The sequence below is a fragment of the Selenomonadales bacterium 4137-cl genome, assembly GCA_032334055.1.
GTDB lineage: Bacteria > Bacillota > Negativicutes > Sporomusales > UBA7701 > Anaeroselena > Anaeroselena agilis.
In genome coordinates this window covers 2,075,819-2,092,602 of record JAUOZS010000001.1, presented here as the reverse complement: position 1 = coordinate 2,092,602, position 16,784 = coordinate 2,075,819, and the positions used below count along the sequence as shown (strand labels likewise).

Below are 16,784 nucleotides of genomic sequence, written 5' to 3'. Positions count from 1 at the left end.
AAGGGGAGGGGGGCAGACCTAAATACAACATCTTGGAGAAGACCGGCTGGAGCGCGGTCTGTTTTTTTCGACCCGAAATTATGGTAAATTTTTATTAAATTTCCCAATAATCATGCAGGAATACCTTATGTCATGTCGAATTTGAAAAAACGAACAAAGTGAATGCCCAATTTTATACTGCAGACAGTGGAATGCGATGACGTGTAAAAAACTATGTGGTCACTTATTTTACACTGAGCTAGTAGTGAACCCCTCCAGACTGTAAGAGTTTGGCGGGGTTCTTATTTTGTGCGAACGGAGGTTACGGCTATTAAGCAGATACCGCTCGTCCAAGCCACCGGCAGCATGATATTAGCGGATGACATAGTTAACGGTAATGGTCAGATTCTCGTTACGGCCGGCACAGCGCTTCGCAAGGAGATAATCGCCCTTCTCGGCAAGCACGGCATCACCGCCGTCCGCATCAAGGCGGCCGAACCGGCCAACAAGGAGCTCTCCGCCGTCCCGAACCTCATCAGCGCCGCAACCCGGCTAAGCATGGTCCAAGCCATGCAGAACGCCTTCCGCAACCGGGGGGGCATCGCCGCCCACCTTCCTCATTTGCGCGAATGCATCCATAAGGTAATCGAAGAACTGTCGGGACACGGCAACCTGTTGATATACCTATCGGATATCAGGCAGAAAAGCGACTACCTCTACGGTCATTGCGTCGACGTCGGCGTTTTCGCCGTCGCTTTCGGCATGGCCATGGGCCTTTCCCGCGACGAAATCTACATCCTCGGCATCGGCGGCCTGCTGCACGACTACGGCAAGAGCTGCATCCCCAATGAAATCATCGAAAAGAACGGCCCCCTGACACCGGACGAATTCGAGCAGGTTAAGAAGCATACCGCGTTCGGCTATAACGTCCTGCGGCTCGAGACCAAGGTCGACAGCCGCATCGCCCTCATGGCCCTTCAGCACCACGAGAGGCCGGACGGGCGAGGTTATCCCTGGGGCATAAGCGAAGACAAAATCCACCCTCTCGCCGGCATCGTCGCCGTCGCCGACGTATACGACGCCCTTATAACCGACCGTGTCTACCGGCCCCGCGTTCCCGCCCACGAAGCCATCCGCATAATAAACGCCGGCGCGGGAACGCAGTTCGACAGCCAGGTTGTCGACGCCGTCAACAAGATCGTCGTTCCCTACTATATCGGCAGTGCGGTGAAATTCAACAACGGCTCCACCGGAGCGGTGCTCAGGATAAACAGCAAGGAGCCGGCCAGACCGGTCGTCTGGACGCGGGAGGGCATCGTTAACCTCCTTCATGAGCGAGAACTGCAGATTGTGGCTGTGGTATAGGACCGCCGGGTGACAGAACCCCGGCGGTTTTTGTATTAGGCCGCCGGTAAGCGAAACTTGTATCAGGCGATTGGCCGGAGCCAAGTTTCGCTTGCCGCAGGGTGGGCGCGGGAAAGTGCCCCGTTACCGGCGTTAGGCTCGTTTGGTCACTCGAAGAACACACTGCTTGGCCGACAAAAATTTTGACCTTGACGTCGGTAAGCTGTCCGAAATCGTAAACATAACGCGTAACAATGAATAGGATATAGTGACCGACTACGCTTCAGTGGAGGTGGTACTAGAGTGGAATTGCAGGATTTCCACCTCGCGCCCTGCCAGGGGGCAGAATTCAGCGACGTATTGTCCCTGATACAGTTGCAGAACTCCTATATAAATAAGATATATAAACTGATCTACCTCTTGAACCATGACCTGGCAGTGGCCACCAGCAGCGAGTTTCAGGAATTCAGTGTCCACTTCAATACTTTCGCCCAGCGCCAGGCCAGCAGCGAAGGCTTTGGCCAGGCTATCGACGCCGTAAAAGTATACCATTACGTACTACTCGAAAAACTCCTCGACAGCCAGGTGCTGGCCGCCGCCGAACAACTCGAAATGGCCGCCGGCCACCTTGATTTGATTGCCCGCAACCCCAAGCTCAGAATAAACCCGCAGGTTCTGCTCCTCAACCAGAGCATCAGCCTGCTGGAGGAAAACCAGCTCAAAATTATGGAGAACCTCGAGGCTCTGCTGATCGGCTCCCGCCAGAAGCATCTGCAGAACTGACAGCTCACAAATGAACTTGAGGCCGCCGGCGGGATATGGTAAAATATAATCCGAAACCGTGTCATGAAGACATAGAATTCCACCAGGGAATAACTATGTCTTTTTTATTGACATCCAGGAGGTATTTGCGTGACGACTGGGGAAAAATTAAGCCTGCTGGAAGAAATGCTCGGCCGGCTTGGCAGCGTGGCGGTCGCCTTCTCCGGCGGCGTTGACAGTACATTCCTCGCGGCGGCGGCGCAAAGGGCGCTCGGCGGGAGGGTGGTCCTCGTCACCGCCCGCTCGGCCACATCATCGGCCGCCGAACTTGGCGACGCCTCCGCGATCGCCGTCGCTCTCGGCCTCAGACATATTTTGCTGGACAGCGGCGAACTGTCCGACCCCGCCTTTGCCGCCAACGACCGCGAGCGCTGTTACCATTGCAAGAAAATCCGTTTTACCGCCCTGGCGGCGTGGGCCAAAGACAACGAGATTCCCTGGGTGGTCGAGGGAACGAACGCCGACGATCGCTGCGACTACCGCCCGGGGATGAAAGCGGTCGCCGAATTGCCCACGGTCGTAAGCCCGCTGCTTGACGCGGGGCTGTCGAAAGACGAAATTCGCTCCGTCTCCCGCCTCTGGGGCCTTCCTACCTGGGACAAGCCCAGCGCCGCCTGCCTTGTTTCCCGGCTCGCATACGGCCTGCCGGTCACGGAGGAACGCCTCCGGCAGGTGGAAGCAGCCGAAACCGCCGTGCGCCGCCTGGTCGCCGGCCAGGTTCGGGTCCGCCACCACGGCGACCTGGCTCGTATCGAGGTCGAGCCGGCCGCCTTTGCCATTCTCGTCGCCCCCGGCAACGCCGCGGTCATCGTCGCCGCCATCAAAGCCCTTGGCTTCGCTTATGTCGCTCTCGACCTCGCCGGATACCGCACCGGGAGCATGAATGAAACGCTAAAAGAGGTGTAAAATGGACAGCAAAACGGTCGCCGCCATCCTTGCCGATTTCCGGGACGGCCGGCTCTCGATGGAACAGGCCCTTGATAAATTCAAGGACTTGCCGTACGAAGACCTTGATTTCGTGAAGATAGACCACCACCGCATGCTCCGCCAGGGGTTCCCGGAGGTCGTTTTCGCCCAGGGCAAGACGCCGGCTCAGGTCGCCGCCATTGTCGAGCGCCTGGCGCAGGTCAACGGCAACGTCATCGCCAGCCGCGCCACCCCCGAGATGTACGAGGCGACCCGCGCCCTTGTGCCGGCCGCCCGCTATCACGAGGTCGCCCGGATGATCGTCGTCCGCCGGGACGAAGTCGTCGTCGACGAGGACCGGTTCATACTCGTCATGACCGCCGGTACCAGCGACATCCCGGTTGCCGAGGAAGCGGCCCTCACCGCCGAAATAATGGGTAATAAAGTCACTCGCGTGTTCGATGTTGGCGTCGCCGGCATCCACAGGCTACTCGCCCAACGGCAGACCATCGAGGAAGCCAACGTAATAATCGTCGTCGCCGGCATGGAAGGGGCATTGGCCAGCGTTGTAGGCGGCATGGTCGCCAAACCGGTCATCGCCGTGCCCACCAGCGTCGGTTACGGCGCCAACTTCGGCGGCATCGCCGCCCTCCTCGCCATGCTCAACAGCTGCGCCGCCGGCGTGGCCGTCGTCAACATCGACAACGGCTTCGGCGCCGGGCGCCTCGCCAGCATCATCAACAAAATGAGGTGACACCGTGCGTACCCTTTATCTGGACTGCTTCAGCGGCATCAGCGGCAACATGTTTCTCGGCGCTCTGCTTGACCTGGGTTTCCCGGAGAGCCACCTGCGCCAGGAATTGGCCAAACTGCCTGTCAACGGCTACGAACTCATCATTAAAAAGGTCGAAAAGCAAGGTATCGCCGCCACCTACCTCGACGTAAAGACCGGCTTCTTCGGTCAGCGCCGGCACCGGCACCTGCCCGACATCACCGCCATCATCGACGGCTCAGATCTGCCTGCCGCCGTCAAGGAAGACGCGAAAAAAGTCTTCCTGCGCCTGGCCGAGGCGGAAGCCAAGGTTCACGGCACCACCGTCGACAAAGTCCATTTCCACGAAGTGGGCGCCGTCGACACCATCATCGACATTGTCGGCACCGTTCTCGGCCTCCACTGGCTCGGGATCGGGCGCGTCTACACCTCCAAGCTCAGGACAGGCAGCGGCTTCGTAAAATGCAGCCACGGCCGCATGCCTGTTCCCGCCCCGGCCACCGCCGAACTCCTCCGCGGCATCGCCTGGGAACACGGCGAAATCGCCAAAGAACTGGTCACTCCGACCGGCGCCGCGCTGGTAGCCGTCTTCTCGGCAGGCAGCGGCGGCGTTCCGGACGGCTTCATCAGCGACACAATCGGCTACGGCGCCGGCTCGTGGGATCTCGAGATCCCCAACGTCGTCAGAGCGGTGCTCGGCGAAGCGGCTGAAGCGCAGGCGCAGGCCGAATACCTCGTAATCGAGGCCAATATCGATGACCTCAACCCCCAGATATTCCCCCATGTCATGGACCGCCTATTTGCCGTCGGGGCCCGCGACGTCTGGCTGACGCCCATCATAATGAAGAAAGGCCGGTCGGCCACCAGACTCTCCGTACTTGCGGACAGCGCCGCTTTCCCCGCCGCCGCTGCGGCAATCCTTGCCGAAACAACCACCATCGGCATGCGCTACTATCCCGTCAACCGCCTGGAGGCTGAGCGGCGGACGGCCACCGTCGAAACGCCCTGGGGCGAGGTTCGGGTCAAGGTAAGCGCCGTCAAAGGCCAGACCGTAAACGCCGCCCCCGAATACGAAGACTGCCGCAAACTCGCGGCAGAACACGGCCTGCCGCTTAAGATCGTCTGGCAGAAAGCCCTGTCGCTCGCCTGGCCCCTTTACGGGCGGACAGACGGCGGGGAAGAACAGTGACCGCGCGTAAACACGGTTTCCGGGAGGTGAGCTGATGGCGCCGAAAGTGAAATATTACGCCGTCCGGGCGGGCCGGCAGCCAGGAGTATATCTATCCTGGGAAAAATGCAAGGAGCAGGTCGAACGCTTCCCGGGAGCTGAGTACAAAGCTTTTCCCTCCGAGCAGGAAGCCCGCGCCTACCTGTCCGGCCGTCCGCCAGTCGGCGTCAAAACGGCGGGAACCGCCGCGACGCCGTCCGCCGACGGCTATGACATTTACGTAGACGGCACCTTCCGCAAGGAAGACAACCGCTACGGCTGGGCTTTCGTCGTCTACCGCGGCGGGGAAATCATCTTCACCGACTGCGGGGCCGGCGAGAACGACGCCGCGGCGGTCATCCACAACGTCGCCGGCGAACTGTCCGCCACCATGCGGGCCGTAAAGTGGGCCCACGACAATGGCGCCAAGCCCCTGACCATCCACCACGACTACGTAGGCATCGCCGCCTGGGCGCTCGGCGACTGGAAGGCGAACAACAAGTTCACCCAGGCTTACGCCGCTTATATCCGTCCTTACCTGCCATGGGTCGCCTTCAACAAGGTACCCGGGCACGCTGGCGTGGCCGGGAACGAAATGGCTGACAAGCTCGCCCGCGAGGCCCTCGGTAAAAAAACTCCGCAGTAGCGGAAGCGGAAAAACCCCGTAAAATGAACGCAAAATTCAAAACAACGCATGTATTTGCCTCCCAATGCAGGAAATCAACGGAAAATGTCAAAATACATGAAAAATACGACTAATCATTTTCTCGCATTTCCGGCGTTTTTCGCTATATCCGCGAAAAGGGGAGTATGAATGATCCGGGTAATCACCAAGCGGTACCGGATTGACGAAGTCAAGCCCGGAATGGAACTGGCGGGGAGCCTGATCACCGACAATGACAAATTCGCGCTCGGTGAGGGAACCGTCCTTACCGACAATCTTATCCAGCGCCTGAAGGGATGGGGCGTGGGCGTCGTCGACATCCGTCACGTGGTCGACAGCGCCGACAAAGAACCCCCGCCCCTGTCGGAAACCCAGGTGGCGGTTTCCTGCGGATATAACGACACCGTCGGCACCCTCAAACGCTCCTTCGAAACCATCCGCTTTTTCAAGCAGGTGCCGCTTAAAGAGATGAGGGAATTGGCCGACAGCGCCCTCGAACCCTTCATCAACACCTCCGGCATCCTCAACCATCTTCAGGTGGTCCAGCGCCAGGACGACTACACCTTCTACCATTCCATCGACGTAGCTGTGCTGTGCGGCGTCGTAGGGCGGTGGCTGGGCTACCGCGGCGACGAACTCAAGGACCTCGTGCTGGCCGGTCTGCTGCACGACATCGGTAAGACCCAGATTCCGCTCGAAATACTCCGTAAACCGGGGAAACTCACCCCGGCCGAGATGGAGATAATGCGCCTCCATACCACCAGGGGGTACAATCTCGTCAAAGAACTCGGCCTCCCGGCCTCCGTCATGTACGCCATCCTCCAGCACCACGAGCGCGAGGACGGCAGCGGCTACCCAATCCAGGTCCCCGGCGCCAAAATACATCCCTTTGCCAAGGTGGTAGCCGTCGTCGACATCTACGACGCGATCACCTCCGACAAGGTTTACAGCAAAAAAGCGACCCCCTTCGCGGCGGTCGAAGCCCTGATGCGCGACATGTACGACAAGCTTGACCCCAATATCTGCACCGTTTTCCTCAACAACGTCCGCGACTACTTTATCGGCAATGTCGTCCTCCTCAGCGACGGACGGGAGGCGGAAGTCGTCTACCTTGGCAAGTTCATCTCCGCCCGGCCGGTGGTGCGCGACGAAAACGGCGAGTTCATCGATCTTGAGAACAAAAAAGACCTGAGCATCATCAAAGTGCTCAGAACCTGATTTACCGGCCCAAATTATAACCCTCGGCATCGGAGGCTGTTGTGAGAACAGCCTTCCTTCGTTCCGGCGTCCGCCCGCATAGCAGGGACGGGGGCGGCCGCATAATAACCCTACAAGAAGCCAAGAGGAGTGTTGCCCGACATGAAAGCTGTCGTCCTGCTATCCGGCGGCCTCGACTCCACCGTCTGCATGGCGGCGGCCGCCGCCGCCGGATGCGAACTTTTTCCCATAAGCTTCGACTACCAGCAGCGCCACAGCCGCGAACTGGCCAGCGCCCGCCGGGTCGCGGAATATTACGGCGTCAAGCGCCATCTGGTGATATCGACCAACATGGACGCCATCGGCGGCAGCGCCCTTACCGACGCGGCCATCGCCGTCCCCGAGGGTGACGCAGGCAGGCACGATATCCCCGCAACCTACGTGCCGGCCCGCAACCTCATCTTCCTCAGTTACGCCCTCGGTTACGCCGAAGTAAGCGGCGCGGACCGCATCTACATCGGCGTCAACGCTCTCGACTACTCCGGCTACCCAGACTGCCGGCCCGAATTCGTGCGGCTCTTTCAGCAGCTCGCCGACTACAGCACCAAGGCCGCCGTTCAGGACGGGCGGCGCATCAAGGTGGAAACGCCGCTCATCGACCTGGCCAAAAAGGACATCGTTCTCCTCGGCGCCAAACTCGGCGCCCCCCTTCACCTCACCACCAGCTGCTACGCCGGCGGCGAAGAGGCCTGCGGGAAGTGCGACAGTTGCGTGCTGCGCCTGAAAGGCTTCGGCGAAGCCGGCATGCAAGACCCGATCCCTTATGCGAAAAGGCCGTAAAGAAAACGGAGTGAAGCCATGAAAGACGTACAAAGCCTTACCGACGAACGGGGCATCGCCATCCAGAAAGTCGGCGTGAGCGAAGTCCACCTGCCGTTCCTCATCAAACGCAAAAGCGGCTCCTTCCAGTCGGTCCTCGCGAACATCAAGCTGACCGTCGACCTGCCCAAGGAATACAAAGGCACCCACATGAGCCGCTTCATCGAGGTGCTCAGCGACTGGAGCCAGAAACCCGTTTCCTACCGGGAGATGGAAGCCATTCTGAACGATCTCGCCGGCCGCCTCGACGCCAGAAGAGCCAGCATCGACATCGCCTTCAAATTCTTCATCGAAAAGACCGCGCCCGTCAGCGGCATGAAAAGCCTGCTCGACTATGACTGCCTGTTCGCGGGCAACCTTGAGATGGGGAATCACCTCGACTTTGTCCTCGGTCTCACCGTTCCGTTCACCTCCCTGTGCCCCTGCAGCAAGGAAATTTCGGCCTACGGGGCCCATAACCAGCGCGGCATAATGCGGGTCAAGGTCAGGTTCCAGCCTGGGCGCTTCGTCTGGATAGAAGATCTGGCCGCCCTCATGGAAGCCCAGGCCAGCGCCCCCGTATTCTCGCTGCTCAAGCGCGAGGACGAAAAGCATCTCACCGAGCTGGCGTATGAGAATCCCAAGTTCGTCGAAGATGTCCTCCGCGACCTGGTCCTGGCGCTCCGGGCGCTGGACGGGGTGGCCTGGTTCGAGGTCGAGTGCGAGAATTATGAGTCGATACATAACCATAGCGCCTACGCTGCCCACATCGAGACGATAGGCAAATAGGGGGAGGCCGGTTATAAAGTCCTCTGCTGCGTTGCTCCTCAGAGCGCCTTGCATCTGGAACTTTCTAACCAGCCTCGCACAACCGTTATACGTTAGCGACGACCTTCATATATACATTACCGGGAGCGGGAAAAACGGTACGGGGAGTGCGGGCATGAACTGGAAGCACTTTCTGGCGGAATGTCAAGAAGTGAAAACCTGGTTGACTGCCCACGGCCGGCAAGCCGATAGGGGCCTCTTAACCGTGCTCGTCGCCGTGCTGGGCGGCAGCCCGACTACGGAAGACGCCGCCGCCCGGGCGATCGGTTCCCAGGCATTGACCGACGCCGTCCTAGGCCCGCCGGTTGCCGGCGATGCCGAAATACCCGATCGCATTCACGCCATAATCTCCCGCTGGCTGTGCACCCTGCCCCACGACGCCTGGCTGCTCGGCGAACTGTACGAAAAGCTCGCCTTCGGGCGGCGGGCCCAGGGTCTATTTTATACAGCCCCCCAGGTGATCGACTTCATTCTTGCGCGAACGGCCGCCAACGCCGATATCACCGCCGATCCGCACGTCAAAATCCTTGACCCGGCCTGCGGCTGCGGCAACTTTCTCCTTCGCGCCTACGATCTTCTCCGGGACAAATATATCTCCGCCCGCGGCGTCCTGGCGGAGCAGTTTCCCGACAACGACTGGTCGGACGACGGAATCCACCGGCACATCGTTACCCATAACCTTTGGGGCGCCGACATCGACGAACTTGCGGCCGAAACCGCGGCAGCCGGTCTGTTGCTCAAAAGGCCCCAGGCCTGCGGCGGCCTGCGTCCCAACATCCTCGTCTGCGACAGCCTCCGCCGGCCCGAGCGGGATGCCGGCGGCGACCGGGCCTTCTGGTCGTCCCGCTACGACTATGTCATCGGCAACCCGCCCTACCTCTCCTTCGGTCTGCGGGGGGCGCAGCGCCTCGACCGCGACTACGAAGCATACCTGCGCCGCGCGTTCAGCGCCTCGGCCGAATACAAGCTAAGCTATTACGTCCTCTTCCTCGAGCGGGGCATCGAAATGCTTGTGGAAGGGGGGAAGCTGGGGTTCATTCTCCCCGACAGCTTTCTCCTCGGCCGCTACTACTCGAAAATCCGCCGCTACATTATGGACCATACCGCCATCGAAACAATGGTCCACATCGCTCTGCCGGTGTTTAAAAACGCCGCCGTCGGCATGTCGGCGATCTGCGTCCTCCGGCGTGAAAGCGACCCCACCGGCCGGGAAAGCCAGGCAGTCACCGTCCACCATTTCGACAGCAAAGACGACCTCAAACAGGAAGCAGCCGGCTGCTCCTACCCTCAGAACTATTTCGCCACTCTTCCCCACCAGCGCTTCCGTCTGTTTTCCGATTTGACGGTCAAAAACCTGATTGATAAAATAGATAATAGCAATGAACCGTTGGCAAATTTTGCATCAGGCCATACCGGCGTACGCTCCGTTTCCAAGCAAAGCGACATAATCGGCCGGGAGTGTGCGGGCCAGACCTGGCGACGCGGGCTGGTTTCCGGCAGCCAGGTCGAACGGTACGGACTGACCTACGAGGGCCACTGGCTCAACATCGACCCCGCGCGGCTTTATAAAGGCGGCTGGGACCCCGCCGTCGTCGGCGTCCGCAAAATCCTCGTCCGTCAGACCGGTTACACCCTTACCGCCTGTATCGACGACAACGGCTACTACCACCTCAACAACCTTCACAGCTTCGTAGCCACCGACGGCGACGTAACCCTCGACTACCTGCTGATGCTTTTGAATTCCAGGCTGATGTCCTTCTACTACCACGCCGTTACGATGGAATACGGGCGGTCGATGGCCCAGACGGACATCGACACCCTCGAACTCCTGCCGGTCAGGATTCATCCGGAGGCCAGCGCCCGCGCGCCCGAGCTCGTCAGGATAATGGCCACCCTCATCCGCCGCCGCAAAGAAGGCGACAACGGCGCCGAGGCCCGCTCCGCCGCCATGGACGATCTTTTCAACCAAATGGTCTATAAAATCTACGAACTATCCCCCGCCGAGATAAACCTCGTCGAAGAATACGAGACCAGATTGACGGCCCGCCGGTCGCGCCGTCGCCCGCTCTTGGGCAAGCTATAGAAATATACCCCGGGAGGAATACGCATGAAAATCGACTGGGCCGACCGCGTAGCCACCATGGAAGACCCTGCCGTAAAAATGATGCTCAAAATAACCCAGCGCACCGACGTCATCTCCTTCGCCGGCGGCCTGCCGTCAGCCAAAACCTTCCCCGTCGACCGCCTGGCGGCCGCGTACGCCGCCGTCCTCAAAGAACAGGGCGGGGCGGCGCTCCAGTACAGTCTCGCCGAAGGCTACCCGCCGCTGCGCGAACTGCTGGCCCAGCGCCTCGAACGCTCCGGCATCGCCTGCAAACCTGAAAACATCGTCATCACCAGCGGCTCGCAGCAGGCCATCGACTTTATCGGCCGCCTGCTGCTCAACCCCGGCGACCTGATCGCCGTCGAAAACCCCGCTTACCTCGCCGCCCTGCAGCCTTTCCGCAGCTATCAGGCCAGCTTCCTGCCCGTGCCCATGGACAACGACGGCATGGACGTCGACGCTCTGGCGCGCCAGCTCAAAAAGGCGCGGCCGAAATTCATCTACGTCAACCCCACCTTCCAGAACCCGACCGGCATAACCCTCAGCCTGGAAAGGCGCCGCCGCCTCGGCGAGCTTGCCGCCAGCCGCGAAATCCTTCTCCTGGAGGACAACCCCTACGGCGAACTCCGTTTCGGCGGTGCCGACATCCCGCCGATCAAAAGCCTCGCCGACAGCGACTGGGCCATGTACACCGGCACCTTCTCCAAAGTCATCGCTCCCGGCCTGCGCGTGGGCTGGTTCGTCGCCCACCCCGAAATCGCGGCTAAAGTAACGGCTGCCAAACAGCTCAACGACATCCTCACCAACTCCCTCACCCAGCGCGCCCTTCACCGTTTCCTCACCGACACCGACCTCGACGCCCACATTGCCACCATCATCGGCCAATACCGCCGCCAGCGCGACGCCATGCTGGCCGCCCTGGCCGCCTACTTCCCCGGCAACGTCTCCTGGACGCAGCCGGAGGGCGGCATGTTCATCTGGGTCACCCTGCCGCCGGGGCTCGACGCGCGCGACCTCCTTACCAAGGCCATCGACGAGGCCAAGGTCGCCTTTGTGCCGGGCACGCCCTTCCATACCGACGGCGGCGGTCACAACACCTTCCGCCTCAGCTTCGCCAATACCGGAGAAGAAGAGATCGCCTCCGGAATTGCCAGGCTGGGCGCCCTGCTGGCCAGACACATGTGACGAGGCAAAGGAAAGGGAGCCTTTCGCAGGCTCCCTTTTGAAGCGCTATTTGATATTCTTATCGGAAGTTTTCACCTTCTGCTGCCCCGACTGGCTCTGATTGCCGCTCTTGCCGCCGCCGTAATCGTTGTTGGCGTCGTACTGGGCGGTCAGGGTACCGGCGCTCATCGATCCACCGCTCATCATGCTGCTAGAGGCCGAGCCCTTGGATGCGGACGACGAAGCATAATCGTTGTTGGCGTCCTGGGTGGCGGTCAGCGTGCCGAATTGAGACTTGGACTGTTGATTCTTCTTGTCCACAGAGTAACCTCCTTGTAATGTACTAGGTACAAATTTAGTATTGTCAGCCCGACTGCAAGAATACATGGAAAATAAGGGCATGCGAAGCCCGGGGCGCTCCGGGAAGAAATCTGCACTGTCGGTAAACACTAGTATCGTCACCGCAACAGGAAAGGGTCCGCTTATGAAACAGCTCATCGTCAACGCCGACGACTTCGGCCTCCACCCGGCGGTAAACCGGGCCGTCATCGCCGGCCACACCGGGGGCTGCATAACCAGCACCTCGATAATGCCCGGCGCTGCCGCCTTTGCCGATGCGGCCCTGCTGGCCGGTAACCATCCGTCTCTCGGCATCGGCGTACACCTGACGCTGGTGGGGGAGAGGCCGGTAACCGATCCCGCCGCCATCCCGACCCTCGTTGACAGCGACGGGCGCTTTCCCGGCCAGTACCCGGCTTTTCTGGCCCGCTACCTGCGCGGCCGCGTCAACAGGGACGAAATACGCGCCGAGCTTACCGCCCAGATCGCCAAAACAGCCGCCGCCGGCATCGCGATAACCCACCTCGACAGCCACCAGCACCTGCACGTCCTCCCCGGCATCATCGATATCGTCCTCGACCTGGCGGCGGAATTCGGCATCAAGGCCCTGCGCATCCCAGCCGAGCCTCGCTTTTTCTCCGGCGGCTACCCGTACACCGCCGGCCGCTTCCTCGGCCGCTTCGGCCTTTCCTCGCTGGCGTCGCTGGCCCGCGGCAAAGCGAGGCGACGCGGGATCGCCGTTCCCGACCATTTTTTCGGCATGCTCGCCGGCGGCAACATGCGGCAGCAATATCTGCTCGCCATCCTTGACCGGCTCTCGGACGGCGTCAGCGAAATAATGGTCCATCCCGGCGACGACGACGCGGCGCTGGGGGCTCTGTACGGCTGGGGCTACCGCTGGCGGGACGAACTGGCCGCGCTTACCGGCGACGAAACCCTGCGACGCCTGGAGGCTAACGGAATCCGCCTGATCTCCTTCCGGGAGCTCGGCCCATGAATAAATTCTACCGGCGTCTCATCCTGCTCGTCCTGCTCGTTGCCGGCATATCGGCGGCCGTAATCTATTTCACCGTCGGCATCGATACCCTCAGCCACATGGACGCCTTCCGTCCGTGGTCGCTCGTCGCCGTGCTCGTGTGCCTCGTCGTCGGCATGTACTTCGACGGCACGAGGCTGCTTCACCTGGTGCGCATCGCCGGCCAGCGGATAACCCTGACCCAGGCGGTGCAGGTTATATTCAGCAACTACTTCGCCGCCCTCCTTACCCCGGGGGCGACAGGCGGAGCGGTGGCCCAGGTCATGTTCCTGCGGAAGGCCGGCGTCCCCACAGGCAGCGCCACCGTCGTCGTTTTTATTCGCACCATCATGTCCATCATGTTCCTCTTCGTCTGCCTACCGTTCGTCTTTGCCTACGACCCCCGCCTGCTGCCCTGGATACCGCCGCAGGTTCTCATCGCCGTAAGCGGCGCCATGGTGCTGGCCAGCGCCGCCGGCGTATGGTTCCTGAGGTCGCCGCTCTCCCTAAAGGTGCTGCGGCGCCTCACCCGCCGCGTCGGGCGAAGCCGTCGACGCCAAATATTCGGTCTCTACCGCGACACCCGCGGCGCCGTTTTCCTGCTGCTCAGCGCTCCCCTCGGCATGCTCAGGGTGTTTGCCGAATCGGCCGCCAGCCTGCTCGCCCTCTACGCCGTCGTCCCCGTACTCTTCCTCGGCCTGGGGGCGACGGTCGACTGGCCCCTCGTCATGGGCCGCATGATCTTCCTCAACATCCTGCTCTACTTCGCCCCCACCCCGGGCGGTTCCGGCATCGCCGAAGGCGGCTTCGTCATCCTCTTCGGAGAACTCCTGCCGCCGGGCACGGTCGGCATCCTCGCCGTAGCCTGGCGGATCGCCGCCGAGTACCTGCCATTTTCCATCGGCTTTTATTATACGGTCAGGGTGTTCGGCCGGGACTTCCTGTTTGATCAACCGAAAAAAGTCGGCCGTTGATAAGCGCCCCGCTGCGTTGTTGCTCCTCGGCTGGTCCGCTCGACGTACGCAAACAAGTCAGAGCATTCTGAACGGCCTAGTATAAAAGAAACGATTCATTTTAAAGATATCACCTACATAGGAGGGCTCCCGTGAAAGTTCTTGTCACCGGCGGGGCCGGCTTCATCGGCTCCCACATCGTGGACAACTTGCTGGCCAAAGACTGCGCCGTCGTCGCCGTCGACGACCTCAGCACCGGCCTTGCGGCCAACGTAAACCCGGCAGCGCGCCTCGTGAGACTGGACATCGCCAAGGACGACCTTGGGCCGCTGTTCGCCGCCGAACAGTTCGACTTCGTCATCCACCTAGCCGCCCAGACGGCTGTACCGAAATCTCTGGCCGCCCCGGCGTTCGACTGCGCCGTCAACGTCCTCGGCACCGTCAACGTCCTTGAAGCTGCCCGCACCACCGGCGTCAAAAGAGTGGTATTCGCCTCCACCGCCGCCGTTTACGGCGCAGCCACAGCCGTCCCCATCGTCGAGGAAACGCCCGTGCAGCCCTTCTCGTTCTACGGACTGAGCAAAGTCACGGCGGAAAACTATCTCCGGCTGTACCGGGAAGTCTTCGCCCTCGACTACGTAATCCTCCGCTACGCCAACGTCTACGGCGAACGCCAGGGCGACGCCGGCGAAGGCGGGGTCGTCAGCATCTTCACCCGTCGCATCGCCGCCGGTCAACCGCTCGACATCTTCGGCGACGGCGGCCAGACCCGCGATTTCATCTACGCTGGCGACGTCGCCGAGGCTAACTGGCGGGCTCTCGTATCACCGGCCGCCAACGCCGTGTATAATATCGGCACAGGCACGGAAATAAGTGTCAGCGAATTGGCCGCCCTAATGGCGAAGGTATCCGGGCGGGAAACGGCCGTCCGTCGCCAGCCGCCGCGGGAAGGGGACATTTACCGTTCCTGCCTCGACAACCGCGCCGCTGTGCAGGCCTTGTCGTGGCAGCCGCGGACGCCGCTCATGGAGGGCCTGGCCGCGACCTACCGCTCGCTGGCGGGCAACCCGTCATCCTGATTAAGCGGAGGTAATTATGACGGATAGGATCAGCTTCGGAACGATACTCATCATCCTTATCGCCGCCTTCGTCATGTTCTACAACCTCGGCGGCATACCCCTCCTCGACCCGGACGAGCCGGTTTACGCCGAAACCGCCAAAGAGATGCTCAGCCACAACGACTTCGTATCGCCGCGCATCTACGGCGAATACTGGTACGACAAGCCGCCGATGTACTACTGGCTTGTGGCCGCCTCCTTCAAGCTGTTCGGCGTCAGCGAATTCGCCGCCCGCCTTCCGTCCGCCGTGCTTGCCATCCTCTGCGCCCTCTACGTCTACTCCGCCTCATCCCGGATGTTCGGGAACCGCGCCGGCCTGGCTGGCGCCCTTATCCTCGTCACCAGCATAGAATACTTTTACCTCGGCAAGGCGGCCGTCACCGACATCACCCTCAACCTTTTCCTGACCGTTGCCCTGCTCGCCTTCCTCGAAAAACGCTACTACCTGTTTTACATCTGCGCCGGACTGGCCACCGTCACCAAGGGGCCGGTGGGCTTCCTCTTCCCGGGTGCGATAATCTTTATCTACATGCTCCTGACCCGCAGTTTCCACCTGCTCAGGGAAATGAAGATACCGGCCGGGATCGTCCTCTTCGCCCTGGCCGGCCTGCCCTGGTACATAGCTATGTACGCCATCCACGGCAACGCCTTCGTCGACACCTTCCTTGGTTTTCACAACATTACCCGGTTTACCAGCCCCGAGCATCCCGAAGGGGTGCTGTGGTACTACTTCATCCCCGTCTTCATTATCGGCTTCATGCCATGGACGGCGATCGTGATCCAGTCCGTCTGGGCGGCCCTGACCGACAGCCAGCCTCAGCACGGCCGGCCATTGCTCTTCCTCATCATCTGGGCGGCCTTCATCTTCCTGTTCTTCACCGCCTCGCGGACCAAACTCGTATCCTACATCCTGCCAATGTACCCGCCGCTCGCCATGGTCGCCGGCTGGTACATCGACCGCCTGGCCGCCCGGAGACGCAACGCCCGTCCGTTCGCCTGGCCGCTCCTCTTCACAGTCCTCGGCGGCCTGTTCGCCGCGGGCGCCGTTTACGGCGCCCGCCAGGCCATGCCGGCCCTCCTGCCGGGTGCCTATCTCACGGCCGCCGTCTTCGTCGTCATGATCATCGGGACATGGTTCTTCGTCGCCAGGCGGGAAACGGAACGGGCCTTCTGGCTGCAAATAGCCGGCATGGCCGTATTCGTCGTCATTCTCATGTCGCTGCTTTTCCCTCCGGCCGCGCCGGCCTTTCACACCCGCGACCTCGCCAAGGCCTTCACCGCACACTATGACGGCAAATCGCCCGTGTATGTGGTCAAATTCCTTCGCCCCGGCTTCTCCTTCTATGCCGGCGTCTATGGCACGGAACTCACCCCCGACCACTGGAAAACTCCCGGCAAGGCTTATTTCGTCGTCCGTCCGGCCGACTGGGAATGGCTGCCCGAAGCCGATAAACGCAAGCTCAAGGTATTGGCGACCGCCGACGAAAAGCTGCTGATCGTCAAGCAGTGACAGA

Annotated in this window: 16 protein-coding genes; 15 read left to right on the top strand and 1 reads right to left on the bottom strand. The window is 61.0% G+C overall.

The features are described from left to right. The first annotated feature begins 288 nt into the window (after positions 1–288). The 11 genes from Q4T40_11050 to Q4T40_11000 all read left to right on the top strand — a co-directional run bounded on the left by Q4T40_11050 (position 289) and on the right by Q4T40_11000 (position 11,866). Positions 289–1,344, top strand: a complete 1,056-nt coding sequence (locus tag Q4T40_11050; GenBank protein MDT8901783.1) for an HD-GYP domain-containing protein — start codon at positions 289–291, stop codon at positions 1,342–1,344. A 282-nt stretch (positions 1,345–1,626) separates the two neighbouring features. After that, on the top strand, positions 1,627–2,106 hold the full coding sequence (locus tag Q4T40_11045; protein ID MDT8901782.1) for a hypothetical protein: 480 nt from the start codon (positions 1,627–1,629) through the stop codon (positions 2,104–2,106). A gap of 129 nt (positions 2,107–2,235) precedes the next feature. Continuing rightward, on the top strand, positions 2,236–3,051 hold the full coding sequence (gene larE / locus Q4T40_11040; protein MDT8901781.1) for an ATP-dependent sacrificial sulfur transferase LarE: 816 nt from the start codon (positions 2,236–2,238) through the stop codon (positions 3,049–3,051). A 1-nt stretch (position 3,052) separates the two neighbouring features. Beyond that, positions 3,053–3,805 carry a nickel pincer cofactor biosynthesis protein LarB gene (larB, locus tag Q4T40_11035; protein ID MDT8901780.1) on the top strand — a complete coding sequence of 251 codons (753 nt, stop codon included), beginning with the start codon at positions 3,053–3,055 and terminating at the stop codon, positions 3,803–3,805. Between the two features lie 4 nt (positions 3,806–3,809). Next, complete coding sequence (gene larC, locus Q4T40_11030; protein MDT8901779.1) at positions 3,810–5,012, top strand: nickel pincer cofactor biosynthesis protein LarC; 1,203 nt, start codon at positions 3,810–3,812, stop codon at positions 5,010–5,012. Positions 5,013–5,046: 34 nt separating this feature from the next. Further along, positions 5,047–5,676, top strand: a complete 630-nt coding sequence (locus Q4T40_11025) for a ribonuclease H family protein (protein ID MDT8901778.1) — start codon at positions 5,047–5,049, stop codon at positions 5,674–5,676. Between the two features lie 168 nt (positions 5,677–5,844). Next, a complete protein-coding gene (locus Q4T40_11020; GenBank protein MDT8901777.1) occupies positions 5,845–6,912 on the top strand; it encodes an HD-GYP domain-containing protein in 1,068 nt (355 codons plus the stop codon). A 141-nt stretch (positions 6,913–7,053) separates the two neighbouring features. Next, positions 7,054–7,731 carry a 7-cyano-7-deazaguanine synthase QueC gene (gene queC, locus Q4T40_11015; GenBank protein ID MDT8901776.1) on the top strand — a complete coding sequence of 226 codons (678 nt, stop codon included), beginning with the start codon at positions 7,054–7,056 and terminating at the stop codon, positions 7,729–7,731. A gap of 18 nt (positions 7,732–7,749) precedes the next feature. Next, positions 7,750–8,538 carry a GTP cyclohydrolase FolE2 gene (folE2, locus tag Q4T40_11010; protein MDT8901775.1) on the top strand — a complete coding sequence of 263 codons (789 nt, stop codon included), beginning with the start codon at positions 7,750–7,752 and terminating at the stop codon, positions 8,536–8,538. A 154-nt stretch (positions 8,539–8,692) separates the two neighbouring features. Further along, on the top strand, positions 8,693–10,660 hold the full coding sequence (locus Q4T40_11005) for an N-6 DNA methylase (GenBank protein MDT8901774.1): 1,968 nt from the start codon (positions 8,693–8,695) through the stop codon (positions 10,658–10,660). 24 nt (positions 10,661–10,684) lie between these two features. Next, positions 10,685–11,866 carry a PLP-dependent aminotransferase family protein gene (locus tag Q4T40_11000; GenBank protein MDT8901773.1) on the top strand — a complete coding sequence of 394 codons (1,182 nt, stop codon included), beginning with the start codon at positions 10,685–10,687 and terminating at the stop codon, positions 11,864–11,866. 45 nt (positions 11,867–11,911) lie between these two features. Here Q4T40_11000 and Q4T40_10995 read toward each other — a convergent pair whose 3' ends face one another. Next, complete coding sequence (locus Q4T40_10995) at positions 11,912–12,166, bottom strand: hypothetical protein (protein MDT8901772.1); 255 nt, start codon at positions 12,164–12,166, stop codon at positions 11,912–11,914. A gap of 163 nt (positions 12,167–12,329) precedes the next feature. On the opposite strand from Q4T40_10995, the gene hpnK reads away from it, so the two are divergent. The 4 genes from hpnK (at position 12,330) to Q4T40_10975 (ending at position 16,780) form a co-directional block, all read left to right on the top strand. Next, positions 12,330–13,181 carry a hopanoid biosynthesis-associated protein HpnK gene (gene hpnK, locus Q4T40_10990; GenBank protein ID MDT8901771.1) on the top strand — a complete coding sequence of 284 codons (852 nt, stop codon included), beginning with the start codon at positions 12,330–12,332 and terminating at the stop codon, positions 13,179–13,181. Then, positions 13,178–14,173 (top strand): lysylphosphatidylglycerol synthase transmembrane domain-containing protein, encoded by a 996-nt coding sequence (locus Q4T40_10985; protein ID MDT8901770.1) that lies wholly within the window; start codon positions 13,178–13,180, stop codon positions 14,171–14,173. The genes hpnK and Q4T40_10985 overlap by 4 nt, the downstream gene beginning before the upstream one ends. Before the next feature lie 131 nt (positions 14,174–14,304). Beyond that, positions 14,305–15,231, top strand: coding sequence for an NAD-dependent epimerase/dehydratase family protein (locus Q4T40_10980; protein ID MDT8901769.1), 927 nt, complete (start codon positions 14,305–14,307; stop codon positions 15,229–15,231). A gap of 16 nt (positions 15,232–15,247) precedes the next feature. Next, positions 15,248–16,780, top strand: coding sequence for a glycosyltransferase family 39 protein (locus tag Q4T40_10975; protein ID MDT8901768.1), 1,533 nt, complete (start codon positions 15,248–15,250; stop codon positions 16,778–16,780). Positions 16,781–16,784 lie beyond the last annotated feature (4 nt).

Excerpts from the sequence above, each read along its gene's own strand:
- hpnK (MDT8901771.1), top strand. The coding sequence starts at position 12,330 with ATGAAACAGCTCATCGTCAACGCCGACGACTTCGGCCTCCACCCGGCG.
- Q4T40_11000 (MDT8901773.1), top strand. The coding sequence starts at position 10,685 with ATGAAAATCGACTGGGCCGACCGCGTAGCCACCATGGAAGACCCTGCC.
- Q4T40_10975 (MDT8901768.1), top strand. The coding sequence starts at position 15,248 with ATGACGGATAGGATCAGCTTCGGAACGATACTCATCATCCTTATCGCC.
- Q4T40_11005 (MDT8901774.1), top strand. The coding sequence starts at position 8,693 with ATGAACTGGAAGCACTTTCTGGCGGAATGTCAAGAAGTGAAAACCTGG.
- larB (MDT8901780.1), top strand. The coding sequence starts at position 3,053 with ATGGACAGCAAAACGGTCGCCGCCATCCTTGCCGATTTCCGGGACGGC.
- Q4T40_10985 (MDT8901770.1), top strand. The coding sequence starts at position 13,178 with ATGAATAAATTCTACCGGCGTCTCATCCTGCTCGTCCTGCTCGTTGCC.
- queC (MDT8901776.1), top strand. The coding sequence starts at position 7,054 with ATGAAAGCTGTCGTCCTGCTATCCGGCGGCCTCGACTCCACCGTCTGC.
- Q4T40_11025 (MDT8901778.1), top strand. The coding sequence starts at position 5,047 with ATGGCGCCGAAAGTGAAATATTACGCCGTCCGGGCGGGCCGGCAGCCA.
- Q4T40_11020 (MDT8901777.1), top strand. The coding sequence starts at position 5,845 with ATGATCCGGGTAATCACCAAGCGGTACCGGATTGACGAAGTCAAGCCC.
- folE2 (MDT8901775.1), top strand. The coding sequence starts at position 7,750 with ATGAAAGACGTACAAAGCCTTACCGACGAACGGGGCATCGCCATCCAG.